Origin of the sequence: Mastigocoleus testarum BC008 (assembly GCF_001456025.1) — a bacterium.
Taxonomy (GTDB): Bacteria; Cyanobacteriota; Cyanobacteriia; order Cyanobacteriales; family Nostocaceae; genus Mastigocoleus; species Mastigocoleus testarum.
Genome location: NZ_LMTZ01000011.1, coordinates 1 through 20,767 on the forward strand (window position 1 = coordinate 1; position 20,767 = coordinate 20,767).

Annotated in this window: 10 protein-coding genes; 6 read left to right on the forward strand and 4 right to left on the reverse strand. The window is 35.6% G+C overall.

Features of this window, described 5'->3' with window-relative positions; genetic code table 11:
* Nucleotides 1-375 precede the first annotated feature (375 nt).
* The 3 genes from BC008_RS03030 (at nucleotide 376) to BC008_RS03040 (ending at nucleotide 4,335) form a co-directional block, all read left to right on the forward strand.
* Nucleotides 376-1,044 carry a response regulator transcription factor gene (locus BC008_RS03030; protein WP_036268585.1) on the forward strand — a complete coding sequence of 223 codons (669 nt, stop codon included), beginning with the start codon at nucleotides 376-378 and terminating at the stop codon, nucleotides 1,042-1,044.
* A 39-nt stretch (nucleotides 1,045-1,083) separates the two neighbouring features.
* Nucleotides 1,084-3,021, forward strand: a complete 1,938-nt coding sequence (locus BC008_RS03035; protein WP_027846543.1) for a sensor histidine kinase — start codon at nucleotides 1,084-1,086, stop codon at nucleotides 3,019-3,021.
* 483 nt (nucleotides 3,022-3,504) lie between these two features.
* Nucleotides 3,505-4,335: a DUF928 domain-containing protein gene (locus BC008_RS03040; RefSeq protein ID WP_082650461.1), complete on the forward strand. Its 831-nt coding sequence runs from the start codon at nucleotides 3,505-3,507 to the stop codon at nucleotides 4,333-4,335.
* A 525-nt stretch (nucleotides 4,336-4,860) separates the two neighbouring features.
* Here the strand turns inward: BC008_RS03040 and BC008_RS03045 are convergent.
* Nucleotides 4,861-7,653: a CHAT domain-containing protein gene (locus tag BC008_RS03045; protein WP_036268537.1), complete on the reverse strand. Its 2,793-nt coding sequence runs from the start codon at nucleotides 7,651-7,653 to the stop codon at nucleotides 4,861-4,863.
* 247 nt (nucleotides 7,654-7,900) lie between these two features.
* The gene (locus tag BC008_RS03050) at nucleotides 7,901-10,060 is read right to left on the reverse strand and encodes a glycosyl hydrolase family 18 protein (protein ID WP_058183090.1); all 2,160 of its coding nucleotides are present in this window, start codon (nucleotides 10,058-10,060) and stop codon (nucleotides 7,901-7,903) included.
* Between the two features lie 1,139 nt (nucleotides 10,061-11,199).
* Between BC008_RS03050 and BC008_RS03055 the strand changes: the two genes are divergently transcribed.
* The gene (locus tag BC008_RS03055; RefSeq protein ID WP_058183044.1) at nucleotides 11,200-14,802 is read left to right on the forward strand and encodes a two-partner secretion domain-containing protein; all 3,603 of its coding nucleotides are present in this window, start codon (nucleotides 11,200-11,202) and stop codon (nucleotides 14,800-14,802) included.
* Nucleotides 14,803-15,080: 278 nt separating this feature from the next.
* Complete coding sequence (locus BC008_RS03060) at nucleotides 15,081-16,829, forward strand: ShlB/FhaC/HecB family hemolysin secretion/activation protein (RefSeq protein ID WP_027845280.1); 1,749 nt, start codon at nucleotides 15,081-15,083, stop codon at nucleotides 16,827-16,829.
* Between the two features lie 208 nt (nucleotides 16,830-17,037).
* Here the strand turns inward: BC008_RS03060 and BC008_RS03065 are convergent, their stop codons facing one another.
* Both BC008_RS03065 and BC008_RS03070 read right to left on the reverse strand, forming a co-directional pair.
* Nucleotides 17,038-17,490, reverse strand: a complete 453-nt coding sequence (locus BC008_RS03065) for a cupin domain-containing protein (protein WP_027845279.1) — start codon at nucleotides 17,488-17,490, stop codon at nucleotides 17,038-17,040.
* A gap of 115 nt (nucleotides 17,491-17,605) precedes the next feature.
* Nucleotides 17,606-18,400 (reverse strand): cysteine hydrolase family protein, encoded by a 795-nt coding sequence (locus tag BC008_RS03070; protein ID WP_027845278.1) that lies wholly within the window; start codon nucleotides 18,398-18,400, stop codon nucleotides 17,606-17,608.
* 97 nt (nucleotides 18,401-18,497) lie between these two features.
* Here BC008_RS03070 and BC008_RS03075 point away from each other — a divergent pair, with 97 nt between their 5' ends.
* On the forward strand, nucleotides 18,498-19,904 hold the full coding sequence (locus tag BC008_RS03075; RefSeq protein WP_027845277.1) for an amidohydrolase: 1,407 nt from the start codon (nucleotides 18,498-18,500) through the stop codon (nucleotides 19,902-19,904).
* Nucleotides 19,905-20,767 lie beyond the last annotated feature (863 nt).

Genomic DNA, 20,767 nt, shown 5'->3' on the forward strand with positions numbered 1-20,767 from the left:
AGGGGCATTGAACCCCCTTGATTGACGCGCTATCCTTCCCCATTCCGCTGTGCTGAGAATGGGGACTGCCGCGAAATACGTTCAAATTATACACTTTTCTGCATACATATTTAAACTTGTAACTACTAAAATAACGCTATATTAAATCGAATTTCAGTTATTCTTGTCTGCATTAGCTGAAGTTAAGATATTTGAGTTTTTATCTTCGAATCAGGATATATCAAAACCACACATCATAGCCATAAGTAATGATTATCATAAGATGTACATATATTATTTGTAATGTTTATTTTCTATTAATTAAAGTAAAATTTCATAGCTAGCTTTCGGAAAATATTTGGATAATCAATTTTACTGTAAACATCACAAATAATTATGTCAAAAGTCCTTATTGTCGACGACCATCATCTAATTATATCTGGAACATTAAATATGCTACAAAAACAGTATCCAGAGATAGAAATTCATATAGCTCAAACAGTTAAAAATGCTCTAGATGAGATAGAAAAGAATCAAAAAAATAACTCATTATTCGAACTAATAATCTTAGACTTATCAATTCCTGAAAAATTAGGAATGACTGCCCATGTTGATACAGGTATCAAATTCATTAAGCATTTATTAAATCAATATCCACTTCAGAATTTTATGGTGCAAAGTAGTTATGCGAAAGCACTAGTAAGAATTAAATATGAAATTGATGAGCATCAAGGAGGTTTTGTTATTGCAGATAAAGGACTATCTGAGAAGGATATGTTAAGTCGAGTCAACTTAGCAATAAATGGAGCAACTCACACTAAAGATATTAAAACTGGACTGGAATTAAAACCAGAATGGCTCGAAGTTTTAAATTTTGCATTTGCTGAAGGATTACAGGATAAGGTAATTGCAGAAAAAATGCATTTACACGAGCGGACAGTACGTACATATTGGACAAAAATTCAAGATGCTTTAAATGTATATCCTGAAGATTGTAAGCAAGGTGGTAAAAATATGCGAATTCAAACTGAAATTAGGGCTAGGGAAGAAGGATTAATAGACTAAAATTTTCGGGAGCATTTTTTTAAGATAAGACAAATTTTAATGTTACAAAAAGTTATAAAAATTATTAAAGATGAAATACCAATTTGGCGAGCTGCATCTATACCTGGAATAGTGATTATTTTGATAGTTATTATCGCTCGTTTTAGTGGTTCGCTACAATTTCCAGAATGGATGTTATTTGATACTTTTCTAAAAATGCGTCCGCATGAACCTATAGATGAGAAAATAGTAATTGTTGGTATTAATGAAAAGGATATTGAAAAAATAGGACGCTATCCAATACCAGATAGTGAGATAGCAGAACTTATAAAAAAAATAAGTAATTATAAACCCAGAATTATTGGTCTAGATATTTTCAAAAATGTACCTGTAGAACCTGGAAGTAATCAGCTAAGTCAAGTATTTAAAGAAACTAAAAATTTAATTGGTATAGAAAAAGTTTTAAATCCAGAAAAAATTTCTCCACCTCCAGATTTACCTCAAAAACAAGTTGGGTTTGTAGATATTATTCCAGATCGAGATGGTAAATATAGACGTCATTTACTATGGACTCCTAATCCTGATAAACCCAACGATAAAAAAGAAGATAAATTTTCTTTTTCTCTACGTTTAGTAAAAGCTTATTTGTCTTCTGAAAATATCTACTTAGAAGAAAATATTAGCGACTCAGGTTATGTCCAATTTAATTCTACAGAGATTCCAATTTTTCAACCCAATACGGGAGGGTATGTAAACACTGATGATGGAGGAATTCAAACACTAATTAATTTTCGTAACGGCAAAGAAAGATTTCGAGTTTTTTCACTTCACGACATCAAAAATAATAAACTAAAAAAACAATCGCTAAAAGGTAAAATAGTAATTATTGGAATTACCGGTGTTAGCTCTTCAGATAATTTTTATACTTCGGCAATTTCTGGGTTAAAATTACATGGAATAATTTCTGGGGTGGAATACCACGCTCACGCTACCAGTCAAATTATTAATGCAGTTATCAACAGACGACCTTTATTAAAGAGTTGGTCAGAACCCATAGAGTATGCGTGGATAATTATTTGGGGTTTTGTACCAATTATTATTGCTCGGTTAACACAGTCAGTATGGAAAAACTTGTTAGCAGTTAGTGCTAGTAGTATTTTTTTAATAGGATTAGGTTATTTATCTTTAATATTGTGGGGGTGGTGGGTTCCTATCGCGCCATGCTTGTTGATTTTATCAATTAATGGTCTCGGATTAAGTGCTTTCGCTTTTTATCAACATGACCGAGCATTAAAATCTCAAATTCATGCACGACAATCTACTATTGAATACACATTTACTATTATTCACAATGGTCCGTTACAAACATTGGCGAATGCTTTAAGTCGTCTACGTACAGAGGAATTACCACAAGAACAACTTATTTCACAGCTGGAAAAACTTAATAGTGAAATTCGAAGTATTGGTGATTTTCTCCAACAAGAAACTTTGAATAGCGAAGAAATATTACGATTAGGGAGTGGTTTAATTTTAGATTTAAATAAACCGGTAAACGAACTTTTCTATGAAGTTTACAGTAGTACTTTACAAAGGAATGATTTAAAATACTTCAATACTATAAAAGTAAAAACTCGCTCTTTCGAACCTATAGAAGATAGATATTTAAATATTGAGTATAAACGGGAGCTATGCCAATTTCTTGAAGAATGTTTATGTAATGTGGGGAAGCATGCTAATGGTGCTAAACGTATTCAAGTAACCGGCAAAATTTACGATGGGTGGTACAGATTAAGTGTAAAAGATAATGGATGCGGAATAAACTCACCGAGAGAAAGTAAAGGTACGAAGCAATGTAAAAATTTAGCTCGCAAATTAGCAGGTAATTTCAAACGTGAGTCTATTTCCCCTAAAGGTTGTTTGTGTGAGATTAATTGGCCTTTAACTCTAAAAATAAATTTTATCCATAAAATATATATTACACTTAGAAATTTAATTTAGGTCGTTACCCTATAGATATTATTGATTTCAAGTAATTTATAATTATAAAAACTAATTTTGCACGCAATTTGCAGAAACTTTTGCATCAGCTGAACGTGTAGAAATTATCTATGCAATTATTCTAAATAAATAATATTATGGCAAATTTAAACCCACGATTGCCATAGAAAACTTAATTCCCAAGCTTGAAATAGTTTTGATAGTGCTTCTTGCATGTTGTAAAACCTAACTTTAATTAGGTTGTCTAGTCTGATTCAATCTCACTTGATTTTGCATAAGTAAATGCTGATATTCCCTATAAACTTAATAGACAGCAAAAACATAGAGGTTAGTCTAGTGTTAATTTTTTACACCATGTCTAAAGTAACACATTTGGTATATTTATCGCTTGATATAAGGCACTTATAAACATATTTTTAAGCATATAGCTTTGTGTATGAATAAACATTTTGTTTTTAATACTGCTTTATAAAAAATAAAATTATGACTAATCGAATTTTTTGTATGTTGCTTAGAGACACTAATTATAAGGTACTCATTAGTTTACTATTTGTATTTGTCTTTGTATTGGAATTAATAATAGATGGGAAAAATTCACTAGCGAACGAAAATCATTCGTCTTTATTGGAAAAATCTACAAATATCTCTAAATCTAAAAGAACTAGGAGAAAGCCACCCAGCGATTACTCCAGAGCTGGAGGTTCAAGAGGTTGTCCTGGAGAAAATATACCTTTAACAATACTTGCACCGAATACATTCGTAGGAGAAACAACTTCTAGAAATCCAAGTTTTATTTGGTTTATATCTAAACAAAAATTAACAGAATTCCGTTTATTTAAGTTAGATAAAGGTACATCTACACCGAAGAAAATAGGCGTACCAATTCAGTACAAAAGTATATCGGGTATTAATAAGTTATCCTTTCCTAGCAGTCAATCTCCGCTTACAGTAGGTCAAAGGTATATTTGGCAAATATCAATTAATTGTTCTAGCGGTCCTTTTGTAAAAAGGGGAGAATTTATGGTTGTTCAAAAACCTGCAGTTCTTCAGGAACAACTGTCAAAGGTGACAAAAAATTCTCAAAAACCATATGTTTACGCACAGCAAGGTTTATGGTACGAAGCTTTGGAAGAAGCTTTAAAACTTGCACCTAATCAAGGAAAGTTAGGACATATCGGCTCTGATATTTTACGGAACCTAGCTAGCTCGGATAATTTTATCCCGGACGATTTTCAGCCAGAGAAAACGGAGATTTTGCATAAGAAAATTCAGCAGCGAAAAAATTATTTGGAAAAGATAGCAGGGGGAAGTTGATATTGAGTTAACGAACTTTGCACGCAGCAAGCTGAACGTTCGTAAGGAAGAAGGAAGAAGCCAGGAGGAAGAAGCTTTCAAGGGTAGGTTTTTTGGTATTGCGGAAATAGTTGATAATTTTCTCAACGGCTTAACGTGGTTTGGTCATTTTAGGATTTAATTATTCCCTAAAATTGCGAAAAAATGACCAAATACGAAATACCTACCCATGAGAGGGCCGAAGTTGGGAGTAAACTTCTTTCATAAACACAAATATGGGATGAAGCGCGTAGCGTGCCTGAAGGGTATATTCCCCTTGTGCTAACGCCCCGCTGAGAAGACCGTCCGTTAGGGCGCGCGCCTGTGTCATACGGTGTAAGATACGCCCGCACGAGGAAGCGTGAATGCGTTGGGTTTTAAATCCCCAAGGAAGACGCGCGGCTAGCGCCACGAATGCAATTCCAAACTTCTTCCTTCTTCCCTCTTCCCTCGCTTTAATATATCTCTTCCCTTAATTATTTTTGCTAAATATTATCTCCACCCAAATCATAGCCAATTTCCAATCATGACAAAGGGAGCCCAAAACCCGGGATTATCATATTGATTATTAATATCCTTTTGATTCTTCGCTTGAATCAATTTTACTTGGGCTCTTTGTAAAGCTTCTGCTTTACTTTGTCCCGAACGTAAATTTTGATAAAACTCTTTGACTAAAACTGAGGTAGATTCATCCGGTAATGACCATAAAGAAGCCAATGTACTTCTAACACCAACTTGTAAAGCAATACCAGCTAAACCTAAAGTAGAACGTTCATCTCCCACAGCAGTTTCACAAGCAGTTAGGGATAATAACTCAACCGAGTCAACACCGTCAGTGAATTCTCTGAATATTTTCTCCAGTTCACTGATAGTTAATTTCTGATTATTTCCTGCAACTAGAAGTGTATCTTCTGGCAAAATACCAAACTGGGCATGAGTTGCAATATGAATAATGGGATAAACAGTTTCTTGGAGTTTTTTTCTCAAGTTATCTGCAGTAAAATCTTCATTCAAAAGAGTTTTTGTATTGGGTAATACATTCTCAACACTTTTAATTTCCTGTTCTACATTGAGTAAAGCTGGATATTCTTTCCCATCTATATTTGCTGTTTTATTAACACCTAATATTAAAGTACGACTACTTTCCGTATTGAGTCTTTTTGGTGCTGTTAAACTTAAGCTCGGTGTTGTAGCGACAGCATATTTTTCAATTAAATATTTATTTTGTTTGCCGTCATATAATGCAGCCATCGGAACGCTACGAAAAAATCCATCTTCAACAAACACAAGAGTTTTAATTTCCTCAGGATTTATATAGTTCTCGAAAGGTGCAATTAATAATTCATATAATTCAGCAGCTTGGCTGGTATCATAATCAAAATCCTTACGCGCATCGATTAAACTTTGACGGAAGTTTTGGATTAACTTGTCAAGTTGTACAGTACTAATATTTTGACTGTTCTTTTGTTTGATCCACTGAAAATATGTCTTTTTATTAGGTAAGCTAAGTAAAATAGCAGTGTTATTTTCGAGAATTATTGAGCTGAATACTGCTGTATTATTTCCTAATAATTCATCAACTTGTTTTTCTCTAATAGACGCCAAAATGCATTCATTACCGAAGTAGTTCTGTAATTCTGCTAATTTGAGAGAATCAATAATTTTACGGGCTGCAATCAAATTTTTGTTTACATCATTTAGTGTTTTACTAGCGATTATATTTGACTTTATATTTGACTTATCTTGTAAGCTGACAACTTGCTCTGTACTTTCAAGTTTTAGTTCGGCTAACTTACGATAAATTGGTTGAATTATTTCTTGGAAGTTTAGTTGAAAATCTCTATTTGTTGTGAGAATATCACTACGAATTTTTTCTAAAGTCTGAAATGCTCTTTCGTAAGCTTCTATAGCCTGAGATGTATTATTTTTACTTTGTTTGAGTAAAATTCTTCCTGTTTGCCATTCCCATAAATATAAGCTATCTCTAGTTTTTAAATCTCGATCAGCAACTATTAATGCTTGTCTAGTTAAAGCTAAAGCTTGTTCATAATTTTCTTGACATTCATAAACATGTCCTCTCGCTCCTAAAGCGAAAGATTGAGAACGAGAGTCTCCAATATTTACTGCTATTCTTATGGCTTTATCTAGTAATTCCTCAACTTCATTTATTGGAAGCTTTCGATTTAAGTTTTGAGTATTAGTACATTGGTTTAGTGATAAAGTATCAACAGCATTAGCAGGTAAATTTGCTAAATCAATAGCTGCATATACTTTTTGGGTAGAGTCCGGTAATTCTGCCAAAAGTGATACAGCTTGTTGTACAAGTTGATTTAGTTGGTTTTGCTCAAATAATTTTAAATTTTTACTGCGAACATAAACATGGGTTAAGTTCATAATTGCTCTCATCTGAGCAGATTTATCATTTTGTTCGCGAGCTATTTCTAAACTGTCTTCAAGGTTCTTTTGAGCTTTGTAATAAGAAGATTTTGCTTGCTTGACAAATTCATTATATTTGCTTTCTAAATAAATACTAGGAATACTATTTTTAACAGAATTTGCACGTAGTTTCCAAAGTTGGGCCTGACTTAAATAGATATTACCTAAACTATTTAATATTAAAAAATTATCATTTGTATCGCCAATTTTTCTTCCATCTTCAAGATATTTAATTGCCAGTTTATATTGAGCTAATTGACGATATGCTTCTCCAATAATTCCCAACGCAGCAACTTTTACTTTTTCATCTGCTTGAGTTTTAGCAATTTCTAATACACTTTCTCGGATACAATTTGGTTTTTGATTGGTTCTCTCAAACTCTACATCTTCTCCCTCTACACCACATATAAGTTCTATTGTTTTTTTTGGTTGCCCCAAAATGCTGTACGCTTGGGCTAATTCCGTAAGTGCTCTTCCTATTTCGCGGGAATTATCTAGTTGACGATATAAAATAACTACTTCTTCCCACTGTTTTACTGTTTCTTCTAGATCGCCAAGTTGTTGATATGCGATTGCTAAATTTCCCCGAACAATTGCTTCTTGGGGAAGCTTTTTATTGTTCTTATATGTTTCCAGAGCTATCTTCCATTCTTGGACTGCTTCCCTAAATTGACCCTGCTCATAATATTTCTTACCTTTCTCTACCAATTGATCAGTATTTTGATTTTGTGCTTGGACAACCCTACCAAATGCAACTTGGGTATTTGCAATGGAAACATGGCTGAGCAAAAAAGTAAATATGAAGCTGATGAGAAAAAATGCTGCTAATATTCTACGTCTTCTTATTATGTATGGCTTTGACATAGTTAAATATTGTTTTGACCTCCGACTAACTTATTTATTCATATCAACTCGGGTTTAATCTCTAATTATTCCATGCGATAAAAAGTTATTCGTAGTCGCGATCAAGCACGACTACAAACTTCATAGACAAAGCTAGAAATTCTGCATATTCATCCCAGTGTGGAAATATTCAAAACCCCCAATATATTGAAATTTAGCTGCTTTGAAAATTAGAAGTAAATTTGCAATATACTGCTCTACAAAATTTCTACACCATTAACTTGGAAGCTGCAGTATTAACTAGCGAATCGGGGTTATTTATTGGTAAATCACCACCAAGATGCCAAAAAAACATTCCACCTAATTCTTGTTGTTCCAGATAATCAATTTTTCCTAGAACTGATTGCTTATCCTCATAGGTACTAAATTCCTGTGTTTGAGAATTATAAACGTAGGGTACTTGTGCGCTATCATCCCAGTAACGTTCGTATCCATTAGTATCGATTTTGTCGTAGAGGTCTTTATATAGAATTGCATTTTCACCTGGAACAGGGGTACCACTTTGCAACAGACCATCATTGTTTGCTCCAGGATTAACTCCAGTCCAACTGTAACTATAGAGCGGAACTCCAAGAACAATGTCCTTAGCGTCAACTCCAGCATTTAAATATTCTTGAATACCCCAACTCACATTTAATTTATCGCTGTTATAGGAGTTATCATTACTATTTTTATACAACGCAGCCTGATGATTAGTTTTCTGCTCCCAAGGACCATGATAGTCATAGCTCATAACGTTGATAAAATCAACATACTCGGAAGTCTGTTTTAAAACTGCTGGGTTCAAATCATAAGGACTATCACCGTAGTCTGATGGAGATAATTGATAGGGAGAAGCTGAAAGAGCAGTAGTTAGTTGATAATCCTTACCATCTGTCAAAGATACCTTATTAACTTCCTGACGGAGATCCCCAAGTAATTTCAAGTAATTATCATTTTCCTCTTTTTTAGGAAATTCCCAGTCAATATCAATACCATCAAATCCATTGTTTCTCATAAATTGGACGGCAGAATTGACAAAATTTGCCCGAGATTGTGGATTGGAAGCCGTAGGAGAAAAATCAGGATCTCCTGCACCACCGATAGAAACAAGAATTTTTAAATCAGGATTTTGAGCCTTAATAGATTTAAGTGCGTCAATATCCCCATCCAAACCAGTATCTTGGTTAAGTTTGATATTACCTTGAGCATCAACATCCACAAAAGCATAGAACAAATGTGTCAATTTATCCCCTGGAATACTTGCAGGGTCAGTATTACCATTAATTTCCCAAGATGGTAAATATCCACCTACAATGCGTTCGTTATTTCCAGGTTGTGTTGTATTATTATCATCGGCTAAAGCTACATAAGTGCCATCTTGATCGAAACCAACAATATCAGCGCGACCATCTCCATTTACGTCACCAAGTTGACGTGGCTTTGTATCAAAGCTATTCCATCCACCCTTGTTAACGGTAAAATCATCATTTTTGGCTACGGTAGTTGCACCAAAAGTACCATCACTTTGACCCAAAGAAATTTGGACATTATCGGGTCCAAAACCAACAATATCTGCTCTTCCGTCTCCATTCACATCCGCAACTTGACGGGGATATAGATCGAAGTTACTCCAGTTCCCTTTACTTACAGTAAAATCATCATTTTTAGCGAGTAAAGCTTGACCAAAATTACCGTTACTTTGACCTAAAGATACTAAAACTTTGTCATACCCGAAACCAATAATATCCGCCCGTCCATCTCCATTGACGTCAGCCACTTGACGGGGGTATTTATCAAAACTACTCCAGTCTCCTTTGCTTACCGTGAAACCATCACTGTCAGCTATCAACGCTTGACCAAAAGTACCGTTACTTTGACCTAAAGACACCAAAACTTTGTCGTACCCGAAACCAATAATATCCGCCCGTCCATCTCCATTAACATCAGCCACTTGACGGGGGTATTTATCAAAACTACTCCAGTCTCCTTTGCTTACCGTGAAACCATCATTGTCAGCTATCAACGCTTGACCAAAAGTACCGTTACTTTGACCTAAAGACACCAAAACTTTGTCGTACCCGAAACCAATAATATCCGCCCGTCCATCTCCATTAACATCAGCCACTTGACGGGGATATTTATCAAAGCTACTCCAATCTCCTTTACTTACAGTGAAGCCATCGTTATTAGCTACAAAAGCTGGACCAAAAGTACCATTGCTCTCACCCAAAGAAACCACAACATTATCGTATCCAAAAGCAATTAGATCGTCTCGACCATCTCCGTTAACATCAGCTATTTGTCGCGGATATTTATCGAAACTACTCCATCCTTGGGAGTGACCAAAATTATTTGTAGCTATTTTTTTTACTCCAAAAGTAGTCATAACACTCCTCACTTTTTATTTTGAATTACTTCTCTAAAGTTTTTCTATTTGACTTTATCTACTTGCAACCAAAAAAAAATTGATTGAATTATTTGATTTGCATAATGTTTTTTAGAACTTAATTTAATTGGATAAAGGTGTGACAAGCATTTAACCATATGATTCTTTGTTAAATATCAGGATACAGATTATTCGCAGTGTAGTATGTGAAGCTTCTAAAAAGCGCAGTTTGAACTCTGAAGACATTAGCTGTTAACAAATGTAAGTAATATTTTCTCCTCTAAAGCAAGGATTCAAAAATTTTAGCTTTTCCAGAAATAAAATTATTTATAGGAGTATTTATATTAGTGATATACAAACTCACAGATTAAGTATTTTCAGGGCAAATATTAAAGCCATATATCGCAACAGCTTAGTCATAAAAGTGCTTAACTTCGGAGGCAAATAATTTGAGATAGTTGTTTGTCAAGAGTTCTAAAATACAAAAAAAGTAATTACAGGACACTACTGCCGATTACCTGTATGGAACAATGGCTTATTGAACAGTTTCAAATATCATATAAAACTTCTACTTTATTTGGAATGCACTTTTGTGGTGTTTTTCATGCATTATAGATAATCCTGTTTAGTTATGTGAATATGCTTCCAACTGAAATTGCCTTGCAAATGGTATTATCTTCGATTTTATACAAGGTTGCTATAGCAATCTGATATATCTAACTAAATAGATATTGATTTATTGACTAACTGATGTTTACTAGGTATACAGCTTAAAAATAATATGTTTAACATCTATGCCCAAGTTAAATTTAATATTTATGTCCCTATACTTAACTAAAAACTTCATTCGTATATACACTTTAAATCGAAGTATTTTATTTATCTCCTCAGTTAATGTATTAATTTTTTGATATTGTTAGGTCGTAGAAATAAATTAAAGTTTCATATAAAATGCATAAAAAACTTTATAACAATGTACAATATTTCTTGTTTAACTTAGAACAAAAGTTTATAGAAAATTTTTTACTAAATTTTCAAAGTATTTAGTTTTTCTCTCTTTACATATTAAAGCAGTTTAAGACCTCAAAATCTGAAGGTTTTGACATTTAACTATTATTTTTAAAGCACAAGGGCTTGAAATGAAGAATGTGAACTCCAATGGCTTATGCGATTTAGTCACCAAGATAGTATTATTGGGATTTTTCAATCTAAGCACAGCATTGATTAAACCATGTTTCGCTCAAAGTAACATTACACCAGATAATACTTTGGGTGCTGAGGGTTCACAAGTTATTCCTAATGTAAATAATCCAGATGGAATTCCCAGTGAATTGATTGAAGCAGGAGCCCAAAGAGGCCAAAATTTATTTCATAGTTTTCAGGAATTTAATGTCAGTGAAGGACGAGGAGCTTACTTTGTAGTTCCGAATAATACGATTCAAAATGTATTAACCAGGGTAACAGGAAGTAATGCTTCTTCCATTAATGGTGTTTTAGGGACGATTTCAAGTAGAAATTTTGACCCTTCTAATGTCAATCTTTTTTTAATTAATCCCAATGGAATAATTTTTGGGAGAAATGCAAGTTTAAATATCAATGGTTCCTTTGCGGTGACGACTGCAAATGCTATTGAATTTGGCAATCGGGGTTTGTTTAGTGCGACCGGTCCTCAGTTACCTTCTGAATTATTGACAGTTAATCCTTCGGCTTTTTTATTTAATCGAATAAATGCTCAAGCATCAATTCAAAGTACAAGCGTTGCACCTGCAGGTGAGGATATCTTAGGAAATAGTTTGACAGGTTTGCGGGTTGGCGACGGAAACAGTTTGTTGTTGTTGGGTGGAAATATCAATATTGACGGTCAGGAAGAACAAGGAGGAATATCTGCTGTTGGTGGGAGAGTTGAGTTAGGAGGTTTAGCAAGTATAGGCACAGTTGGATTAAATGTAGACGGAAATAACTTAAGCTTAAGTTTCCCAGAACAGGGAAACGGGAGTGATGTATCCCTTAACAGTGGCGCAAGGGTAAATCTGCGTGCCGATGGCGGTGGGGATAGTATAATTAATTCCGGAAATTTAGAGATTATAGAAGGAAGTCAAATACTTGCTGGAATTTCCTCTGGTTTAGGTTCACCTGGAGTTCAAGCGGGAAACATTGCAATTAATGCTACTGGAACAATAGTTATTGATGGAGTACCCAACGGCTCACGCAGTGGTGTATTCAATCAAACTGAGATTGGATCTGTGGGTAACTCAGGTAGCATCGATATCAATGCGGATAGTGTAGAGATAAAAAATGGCGGTCAACTCAATACTAGTGCTTTAGGAAGTGGGAATTCCGGTAAAATTTTAATCAATGCAACAAATAAAGTGCTATTTGATGGCGCTCCTCTGGGATTTCAAAGCTCTGCATTTAGCCAATTGGGAGAGAATGCTGTAGGTAATTCTGGTGGTATAGAGATTAACGCTGGTAGTGTTGAGGTATTCGATGGTGGTTATCTAGAAGCTAATACCCTTGGAATCGGAAATGCGGGGAAAATTCAAATTACTGCTCGTGAGAAAGTAGTGATTGATGGAGAATCGCCTCTGGGATTTCTCAGTGCTGTATTTAGTCAAGTGGGAGAGAATGCTGTAGGTAATTCTGGTGGTATAGAGATTAATGCGGGTAATGTTGAGGTTACTAATGGCGGTCAACTCAGCGCTAATACTTTAGGTACGGGAGATGCAGGTAAAATTACGATTTCTGCTCGTGACAAGGTTGTTTTTGATGACCAATCTCCTTTTGGAAAACTGAGTTCTGCATTTAGTCAAGTAAGAGAAAATGCTGTAGGTAATTCGGGTGGAATTGAAATCAACGCAAATAATGTTGAAGTAACTAATGGTGGTCAACTTAGTGCTACCACCCTCAACCGAGGAAATGCAGGGCTGATCAAAATTAATGCTACTGACAAAGTTGTATTTGACGGGGTATCTCGTTTTGGAAATCTAAGCTCTGCAATAAGCCAAGTTAAAGAAAATGCTGAGGGTGACTCGGAGGGAATCGAGATTAATGGAAGTAATGTTGAGATTACTGGTGGTGCCCAACTGACTGCAACTACCCTTGGGAAGGGAGATTCTGGCAAGATAAGCATAACTGGTACCGAGCGAGTAGTTTTTGATGGAGAATCTACTCCCCTTTTCACTGTAAGTTCTGCGATAAGTCAAGTATTTGGTGGGGCTGAAGGCGACTCGGGTGGAATCGAAATTAATGGCGGTAGTGTTGAGATTACTGGTGGTGCTCAACTGACTGCTACAACCCTTGGAAAGGGAAATTCGGGCAAGATAAGCATAACTGGTACCGAGCGAGTAGTTTTTGATGGAGAATCTACTTTTGGTTTTGGTCCTGTAAGTTCTGCAATAAGTCAAGTTAAAGAAAATGCTGAAGGCGACTCGGGTGGAATCGAAATTAATGGCGGTAATGTTGAGATTAGGAATGGTTCTCAACTGACTGCGACTACCCTTGGAAAGGGTGATTCTGGTTTGATTCGAATCGCTGCTACTGAACGAGTGGTTTTTGATGGAGAATCTACTTTTGATTTTGGTCCTGTAAGTTCTGCAATAAGTCAAGTGTTTGGTGGGGCTGAGGGTAACTCAGGTGGAATTGAGATTGAAGCCGATAATGTCGAAATTACCAACGGTGCTTTTCTTGATGCTAGTACCCTAGGAAAAGGTAATGCTGGAGCAGTTCGTATTACTGGTCGCGATCGCGTGATTTTTGATGGTAAATCTAAAGATGGTTCCTTGAGTTCTAATTCAAGCAGTCAAGTGGGCTCTGGAGCAATCGGTAATTCAGAGGGAATAAGTATCAATGCTCCCAATATTAAACTGAGTAATACTGGTTTTATTAGTACCAAGACTTTAGGAGATGGTCGAGCCGGCGATATTACAGTTCGTTCTACAAATTTTGATATAATTGGTGGTAGTCAAGTATCTGCAGAAAGTGAAGGAACGGATGTAGCAGGTAATATCAATATAAGCGTTAAGGATAATTTTAATGCTAACAATGGACAAGTTCTCACTCAAGCAGAAAAATCTAGTGGAGGTGATATAAATATCACTGCAGGGAAAAATATCATTCTCCGCAATAACAGTGATATTAAAACTATACTTTCCACTACAACAGGTAGTGGTGGCGATATAAATCTTAATGCCAACGCCATAGTAGCCTTAGAAGATAGTGACATCTTTGCCTTTGCTCCACAAGGTAGCGGAGGTGATATTATTTTTAACACTAATGCTTTTTTAAGTGACTCTCTTTTTAGCCCCACATCAGAAACTGGGAACTCTTTTACGGAAGAAAAGCTAAATCGATTAGATGGTAACAGTCGAGTAGATGTCAATGCCAGTGGTAGTGTTAGTTCTGGAACAATTATTGGTATTACAGATAATAGCTTTTTGCAAGACGATCTTGCGGAACTGACAGAAAACCCAATTGATAGCGAAGCTTTAGTTGCGAGTAGTTGTGTTGTCAGAAGTAAAAAACGTAATGGTAGTTTCTTTATTACTGGGACCGCAGGTTTACCCTATCGTCCGGGGGATACATTACCTTCAAGATACTCTGCAATTAAAGTCCGAACTATAGAGGAAAGTTCTGCCAAAAAACCGAATCAGAAATGGAAAATTGGCGATCCAATTGTCGAACCAACAGGAGTTTATAGTTTGGAAAATGGGCGACGGATTCTAAGTCGAGAGTGTGGGAAATGAAAAGTTTTATTCCTTATGAGTAGGTTAGGAAGAAAAATCATAACTTATTTGTAATCATGCTTTAGCGCTAAAGCGCTACTACAAGCCAAATACGGATATTTTATATTTATTTGCACAGTTTACTTTTTTTCTCGCCTACTTACTTGGTTTGTTCCATCGATGAAGCATAGTTGTGCGATACCAATCGTAATTCGGCACATCTTTTATATACGTAGTTTTCGATTTAGGTTTTCTATTTAATTTTTTCGAGTTTATATATTTGAATAAGTACACATAACATGCAGTTGATCGCAAAAAAAATCATTAAATTAGGAGCTTTCAGTTTAATTTTTGCCGGTTTTATACCATTAAAACAAGTCGCTCGCGCACAATTAACTTCTCCTAGTGAATTAAATATTCCCTCAGACATCCCTTCACGACGAATAGAAGAAACAATTCCCAAACCAAGACGAGTACCTTTACCTTCCGAGCCAGAACCCTCTAAACCTTCTCCTTTAGAAACACCCTCCCAAGATATACGACAACGACCAAAAACCCCAAGTAGTGGGAAAATTAATGTTAAGCAAATTAAGGTCCTGGGTAATACGGTTCTCTTTGATGAGATAGATAAACTTATTGCAAAATATAAAAACTGTGCTCTTCAAGTTTGCTCGGTGTCTTTTGAAGACTTAGTTCAACTACGCTCTGAAATTACCCAACTTTATATTGATAATGGTTATATTACATCTGGTGCATTTATCTTAAATAACCAATTTCTAGAAACTGGAATTGTAGAAATTCAGATTGTGGAAGGCGAACTAGAAAAAATTGAAATTAGTGGTCTGGATAAACTACAAAAAAATTATATTCGCAGTCGTCTCAGATTATTTACCAAAGCTCCTTTAAACCGCGAACGTTTAGAAGAAGCATTACAACTATTACAACTCGACCCACTACTGGAGCGAGTTAATGCAGAGTTGACTGCAGGTAGCGCTCCTGGTAGGAATATATTACAGCTACAATTAGAAGAAGTACCCGCTTTAAGTGCAGGTGTTCTCGTTAATAATTATCAGTCTCCCACTATAGGTTCTTTCCAAGGCACAGTATTTGCTAACTACAATAATTTGTTGGGTATTGGCGATCGATTTAGTGCTGAATATGGTTTAACAGAAGGTTTAGATATATACAGTTTAGGTTACACAATACCACTGAATGCCTTAGATGGTAAATTTAACATCAGCTACAGCAATAACAACAGTGAGATAGTTGAGAATCGATTTGCAGACCTGGATATACGCAGTGACTCAGAAACTTTATCATTTGGTTTCCGACAACCTTTAGTTAGGAAACCCAATACAGAATTTGCTCTTGGTTTAACCTTAGATCTACGTGACAGTAAAACATTTTTGTTTGATGATCTTCCCTTTTCATTTTCCGAGGGAACAGAACAAGGTGAATCTAGAGTAACAGTAATTCGCTTTTCTCAAGACTGGTTACAACGGAATGCAAAACAAGTACTTGCTGCGCGATCGCAATTTAGTTTTGGTATTGATGCATTTGATGCAACTATCAACAACACCGGTACTGATGGACGATTCTTTAGTTGGTTAGGACAGTTTCAATGGGTTCAGCAAATTTCACCTCGGACTCTAATTTTAGGTAAAGTTAATGCTCAACTGACACCAGATGCTTTACTTCCTTTGGAAAAAATTAGTATTGGGGGAGTAGATACGGTCCGGGGATATCGCCAAAATCAACTTGTCACTGACAATGGGATTATTGGTTCGATTGAATTGCGCTTTCCTCTAACATCAGATAACTCATTGCAAATTAGACCGTTTTTTGATCTGGGAACTGCTTGGAACAATCGAGGAGAAAACCCAGACCCACAGACCATTGCAAGTTTAGGATTGGGTTTAAACTGGCAACCACAACGCGATCTGTTTTTACAATTAGACTATGGTATACCTTTAGTAGCTCGTGAAAAAGAAGGTAACTCTCTACAAGAAAATGGTCTTTACTTCTCACTGCGCTATCAACCATTTTGAATCGTAGCTCTACCCCCAAGCACAAGTCATTTCCTAACATTATTACACGAAACTATATAATAAGTAACTTCAAAAAAAAGGTAGAGAGTTACTGTGATACCTCTCTACAAACATATCGCCAAAATTGAGAAATAACTACAGTAAACTTTGGATTTATGCAAACAAAAATTGCGAACAAAAATAATGATATATCCTACTAGGATACTAATCAGATATTAAAACCATCTAATCTTCCCAAAACAGCCATATCCTCCGCATCTAATTCTGTTGGTACCCCACTACGAATCAATTCGGCAAAATTTTCATTGGGAACCATTATTGTTAAGGCATATAAACGATTATTTCCTGTATTTTCGATGACATGGGTACCGGTTGGTGGAACTAATAAACTATCTCCAGCTTTAATTTGTATTGTTTTTCCATCACAGCTAGCCATACCGTTACCCTTAAGGATAAAAAACATTTCTACTGCTAACTGATGTCGATTTGGAGGTGTTTTACCGCCAACATCAAAAATTTCTACACAACAAGTTAACGACGTGTTCGCAACTGCTGGGTCGAAAACAATAGCTAGTCGGTTAGTATCGTGGGGACTAATACGATATGCTTGGTAGTCCTCTGGAGATTTGATGACAGGAATAACGCAACTGGAAATCTGCATGGATTTATCTATTCCCCCTAATCTTGTTCAACCATCTATCTGTATCTAGAAAGATTTTTGTCAGATGATTTATTTTTTAGAACACTTATTTTGAGATAACTTATTTTGAGATCGTTTATCGGTCTGATGCTATATTTGCTGAATTATTTAATGCTGCTAAAATTGCTGTTGAATCAGTAACAAAACCAAATATTTGTTTGACGTTGTATAATGTTGCTTGCCAGCAATATTCTGGTGAAGTGGTAGCAGTACAATCTTTAATCAGAATGCAATCATACCCTAAAAAATTTGCATCTTGCAGCGTACAAAGAACGCACTGATCTGCATTTACACCAGTAAATAACAGAGTTGTTTTGCCTAAATTCCGTAAAATGCTATCTAAAGGTGTATCCCAAAATCCGCTCATCCTGTATTTATCCACATGAATATCTTGAGGAGATTGCTCTAATTCTTCCACTACTGCAGCAGCCCAACTACCCTTCGTTAATACTTTTGCTCCATTTTTGGGTAACGGATCCCCTAAGCCTACACCGTTTCCCGTTGGGTTATAAACATGACGTAGACCCGCGCTAATATTTAGTAAATCTGGGCGATTACCCCAATTAACCCAAATTACTGGTACTCCTTGACTCCGCATTACAGGTAATAAACCTTGTAAAGGTATAATCGGAGTTCGTGCGGGTGAAACATCTACACCAATATGTGCTAACCAACCGTCAGGATGACAAAAGTCATTTTGCATATCAATAACTAGAATGGCTGTCTTTTGCAAATCCAATCGCAAAGTTTTACTTTCTGTTGTTAAGATAACTTTTTGTGTGGTTTGAGCAGTTCTAGTAATATCTGCAATAGATTCATTAACTGACCAACTATTTGGTCCAACTCCCAAAGTTCGAAGTGGTGAATTCATAACTTGCAACACTTAACACCATTTTTTATTTTGTAACTCGAAATTCTGTTGAGAGTCCGATTACTTAACTAAGGTTAAAATCATTAAGGGGAAAATTATGAACTTTACGATTCAAAATGTTTTAATTCCCGATGAAAATGCTTATAAGAGTGTAGATGTACAAATTAGTGATGGAATTATTGCCGCGATCGCTCCAGAATTAGATCCAGTTGGTACAGCTGTAAATGGTAAGAATAAGCTACTACTTCCAGGTTTTGTCAATGCCCACACTCACTCTTCTGAAATGTGGCAACGGGGAATTATGTCAATTTTACCCCTGGAGTTGTGGTTAGCGGAACTTTATGATTTTGCTCCCTTAGATATCGAAAGAGTTTACTTAAGTGCTTTGGGAACAGCAGTGGAAACCTTGATGTCTGGTGGTACTACCGTCGTCGATCATTTGGTATTGATTCCAGATAGAGAATTAGAAACTATAGCTGCAGCAGTCCGGGCTTATCGGGAAGTTGGTATTCGTGCTTTTATTGCTCCTTTGATTCAAGACCAACCACTCGCTGCAGGAATTCCCTCAGGGGAAACCGACGAACAAGTACATGAATCTTATTTTCGTCCAACTGAGGTAACTTTGGAACTGATGCAAGCTGCGATCGAGGAGTTCCACAAACCAGAAGATGGGATCTATTTTGCCTTAGCTCCTACTGGAATTCAGTTGTGTAGCGATGCTTTATTTGAAGGATGTGTTGGACTAAGCAATAATTACGACCTTTGTCGTCACTCTCATTTACTTGAAACCAAAGCACAACAGAAACTCGCTCAAGAAAAGTATGGTTGTACTGCAGTCGAACATCTTAACAGGTTAGGCTATTTAAATTCCCGTACTTCCCTTGCTCATTGCGTTTGGCTTACAGATAGTGATATTGACATTCTCGCAGAAAATCAATCTACAGTTGTTCATAACCCTTTGAGTAACTTACGTTTGGGTAGCGGTATTGCTCCTATTTTGAAATACCGTCAAGCAGGAGTAAATATTTCTTTTGGCTGTGATGGTGCTTCTAGCAACGATTCCCAAGATTTATTAGAAGCCATTAAAATTGGCTCCATTTTGCATAACGTAACTGATGCAGATTATCAGCACTGGATTACACCAAAACAAGCAGTAGAAATGGCATCTTTAGGGGGAACAAAAGGATTAAACCTTGCTGAAGAATTGGGTTCTTTGGCTGTTGGGAAAAAAGCAGATTTAGTACTGTACAACCTTACTGATTTATCTTTACTACCACGTACGGACCCCATCGGCTTATTAGTTTTGGGACGTCCCACAAATGTGGTTGACAGTGTTTGGGTAAATGGTAAACAAATAGTTGATAATAACAAAGTCAAAAATGTTAATGTGGATCGACTCCGACAAGAATTATTTAATCGCAGTCAATGGGAAACAAAACGAAAGTCAAAAACAGTTGCTGAACTAGAACAACACTATCGTTCGATAATGAATTTGAAAGATTAGTTTTTTCAAAGATAATACTTTCAAAAATAACACTTTCAAAAATAACACTTTCAAAAAGAATACTTTCAAAACTATAACTTTGAAACCTGTGCCTTCAAAATCAATACTTTGCTAATGGGATTTGCAAGGAATGTTTATCGGCTCGAGTTACGCTCACTTCTAAAAGTAATCGAGCTATATTCTTTGCAAATCAATGTAAAAATTGATTTACAGGATACGAAAGTATTATAGTTTATTACTCTCAATTTTATTTTGATTTTTTATCAACAATATCTAACTTATTAGTCTAGATAATTATTTTATCAATTGTTATAAAAATTTACCAGAAAGTATTTTGCAATAAATATAACAAGGAGTATTTATTATCATTTCTTGATTCTTTTTGTTCCATAACCTAAATATATATTTGCTATGTAGTATTTCATGATGGGTATAGCTTAGAATTTATATTTATATCCTTATTCTAGAGAAATATGCCTTAGGATATAGCGGTATTTATGCAGAGGTAATGTTTTATTTAATTGGAAAATTTTTATATTTATCTCCTGGCTCAATATAAATACTCATACCCCATCATCCAATGCAATTTGAAAGTGCCAAAAGAATAACTGGTCGATTAGTGGCACAATATAGACATGTTATGAAATACTAGTAGAGGTTGGCGGAAATAAATAGCCAGTTTTAGCAACGCCCATGCGCGGGCGTTGCTCTCTCCCAGACAGACTTTTGGTTTACCCAATAACTAAAAAAACTGACTATTTATTTATGCTCTAGTGTACTAGGTAGATATGTTCAGAAATTATAAATTAGAAATTTTCAATTTCAAAACTTCCAACCACAAAACTTCCAACCACAAAACTTCC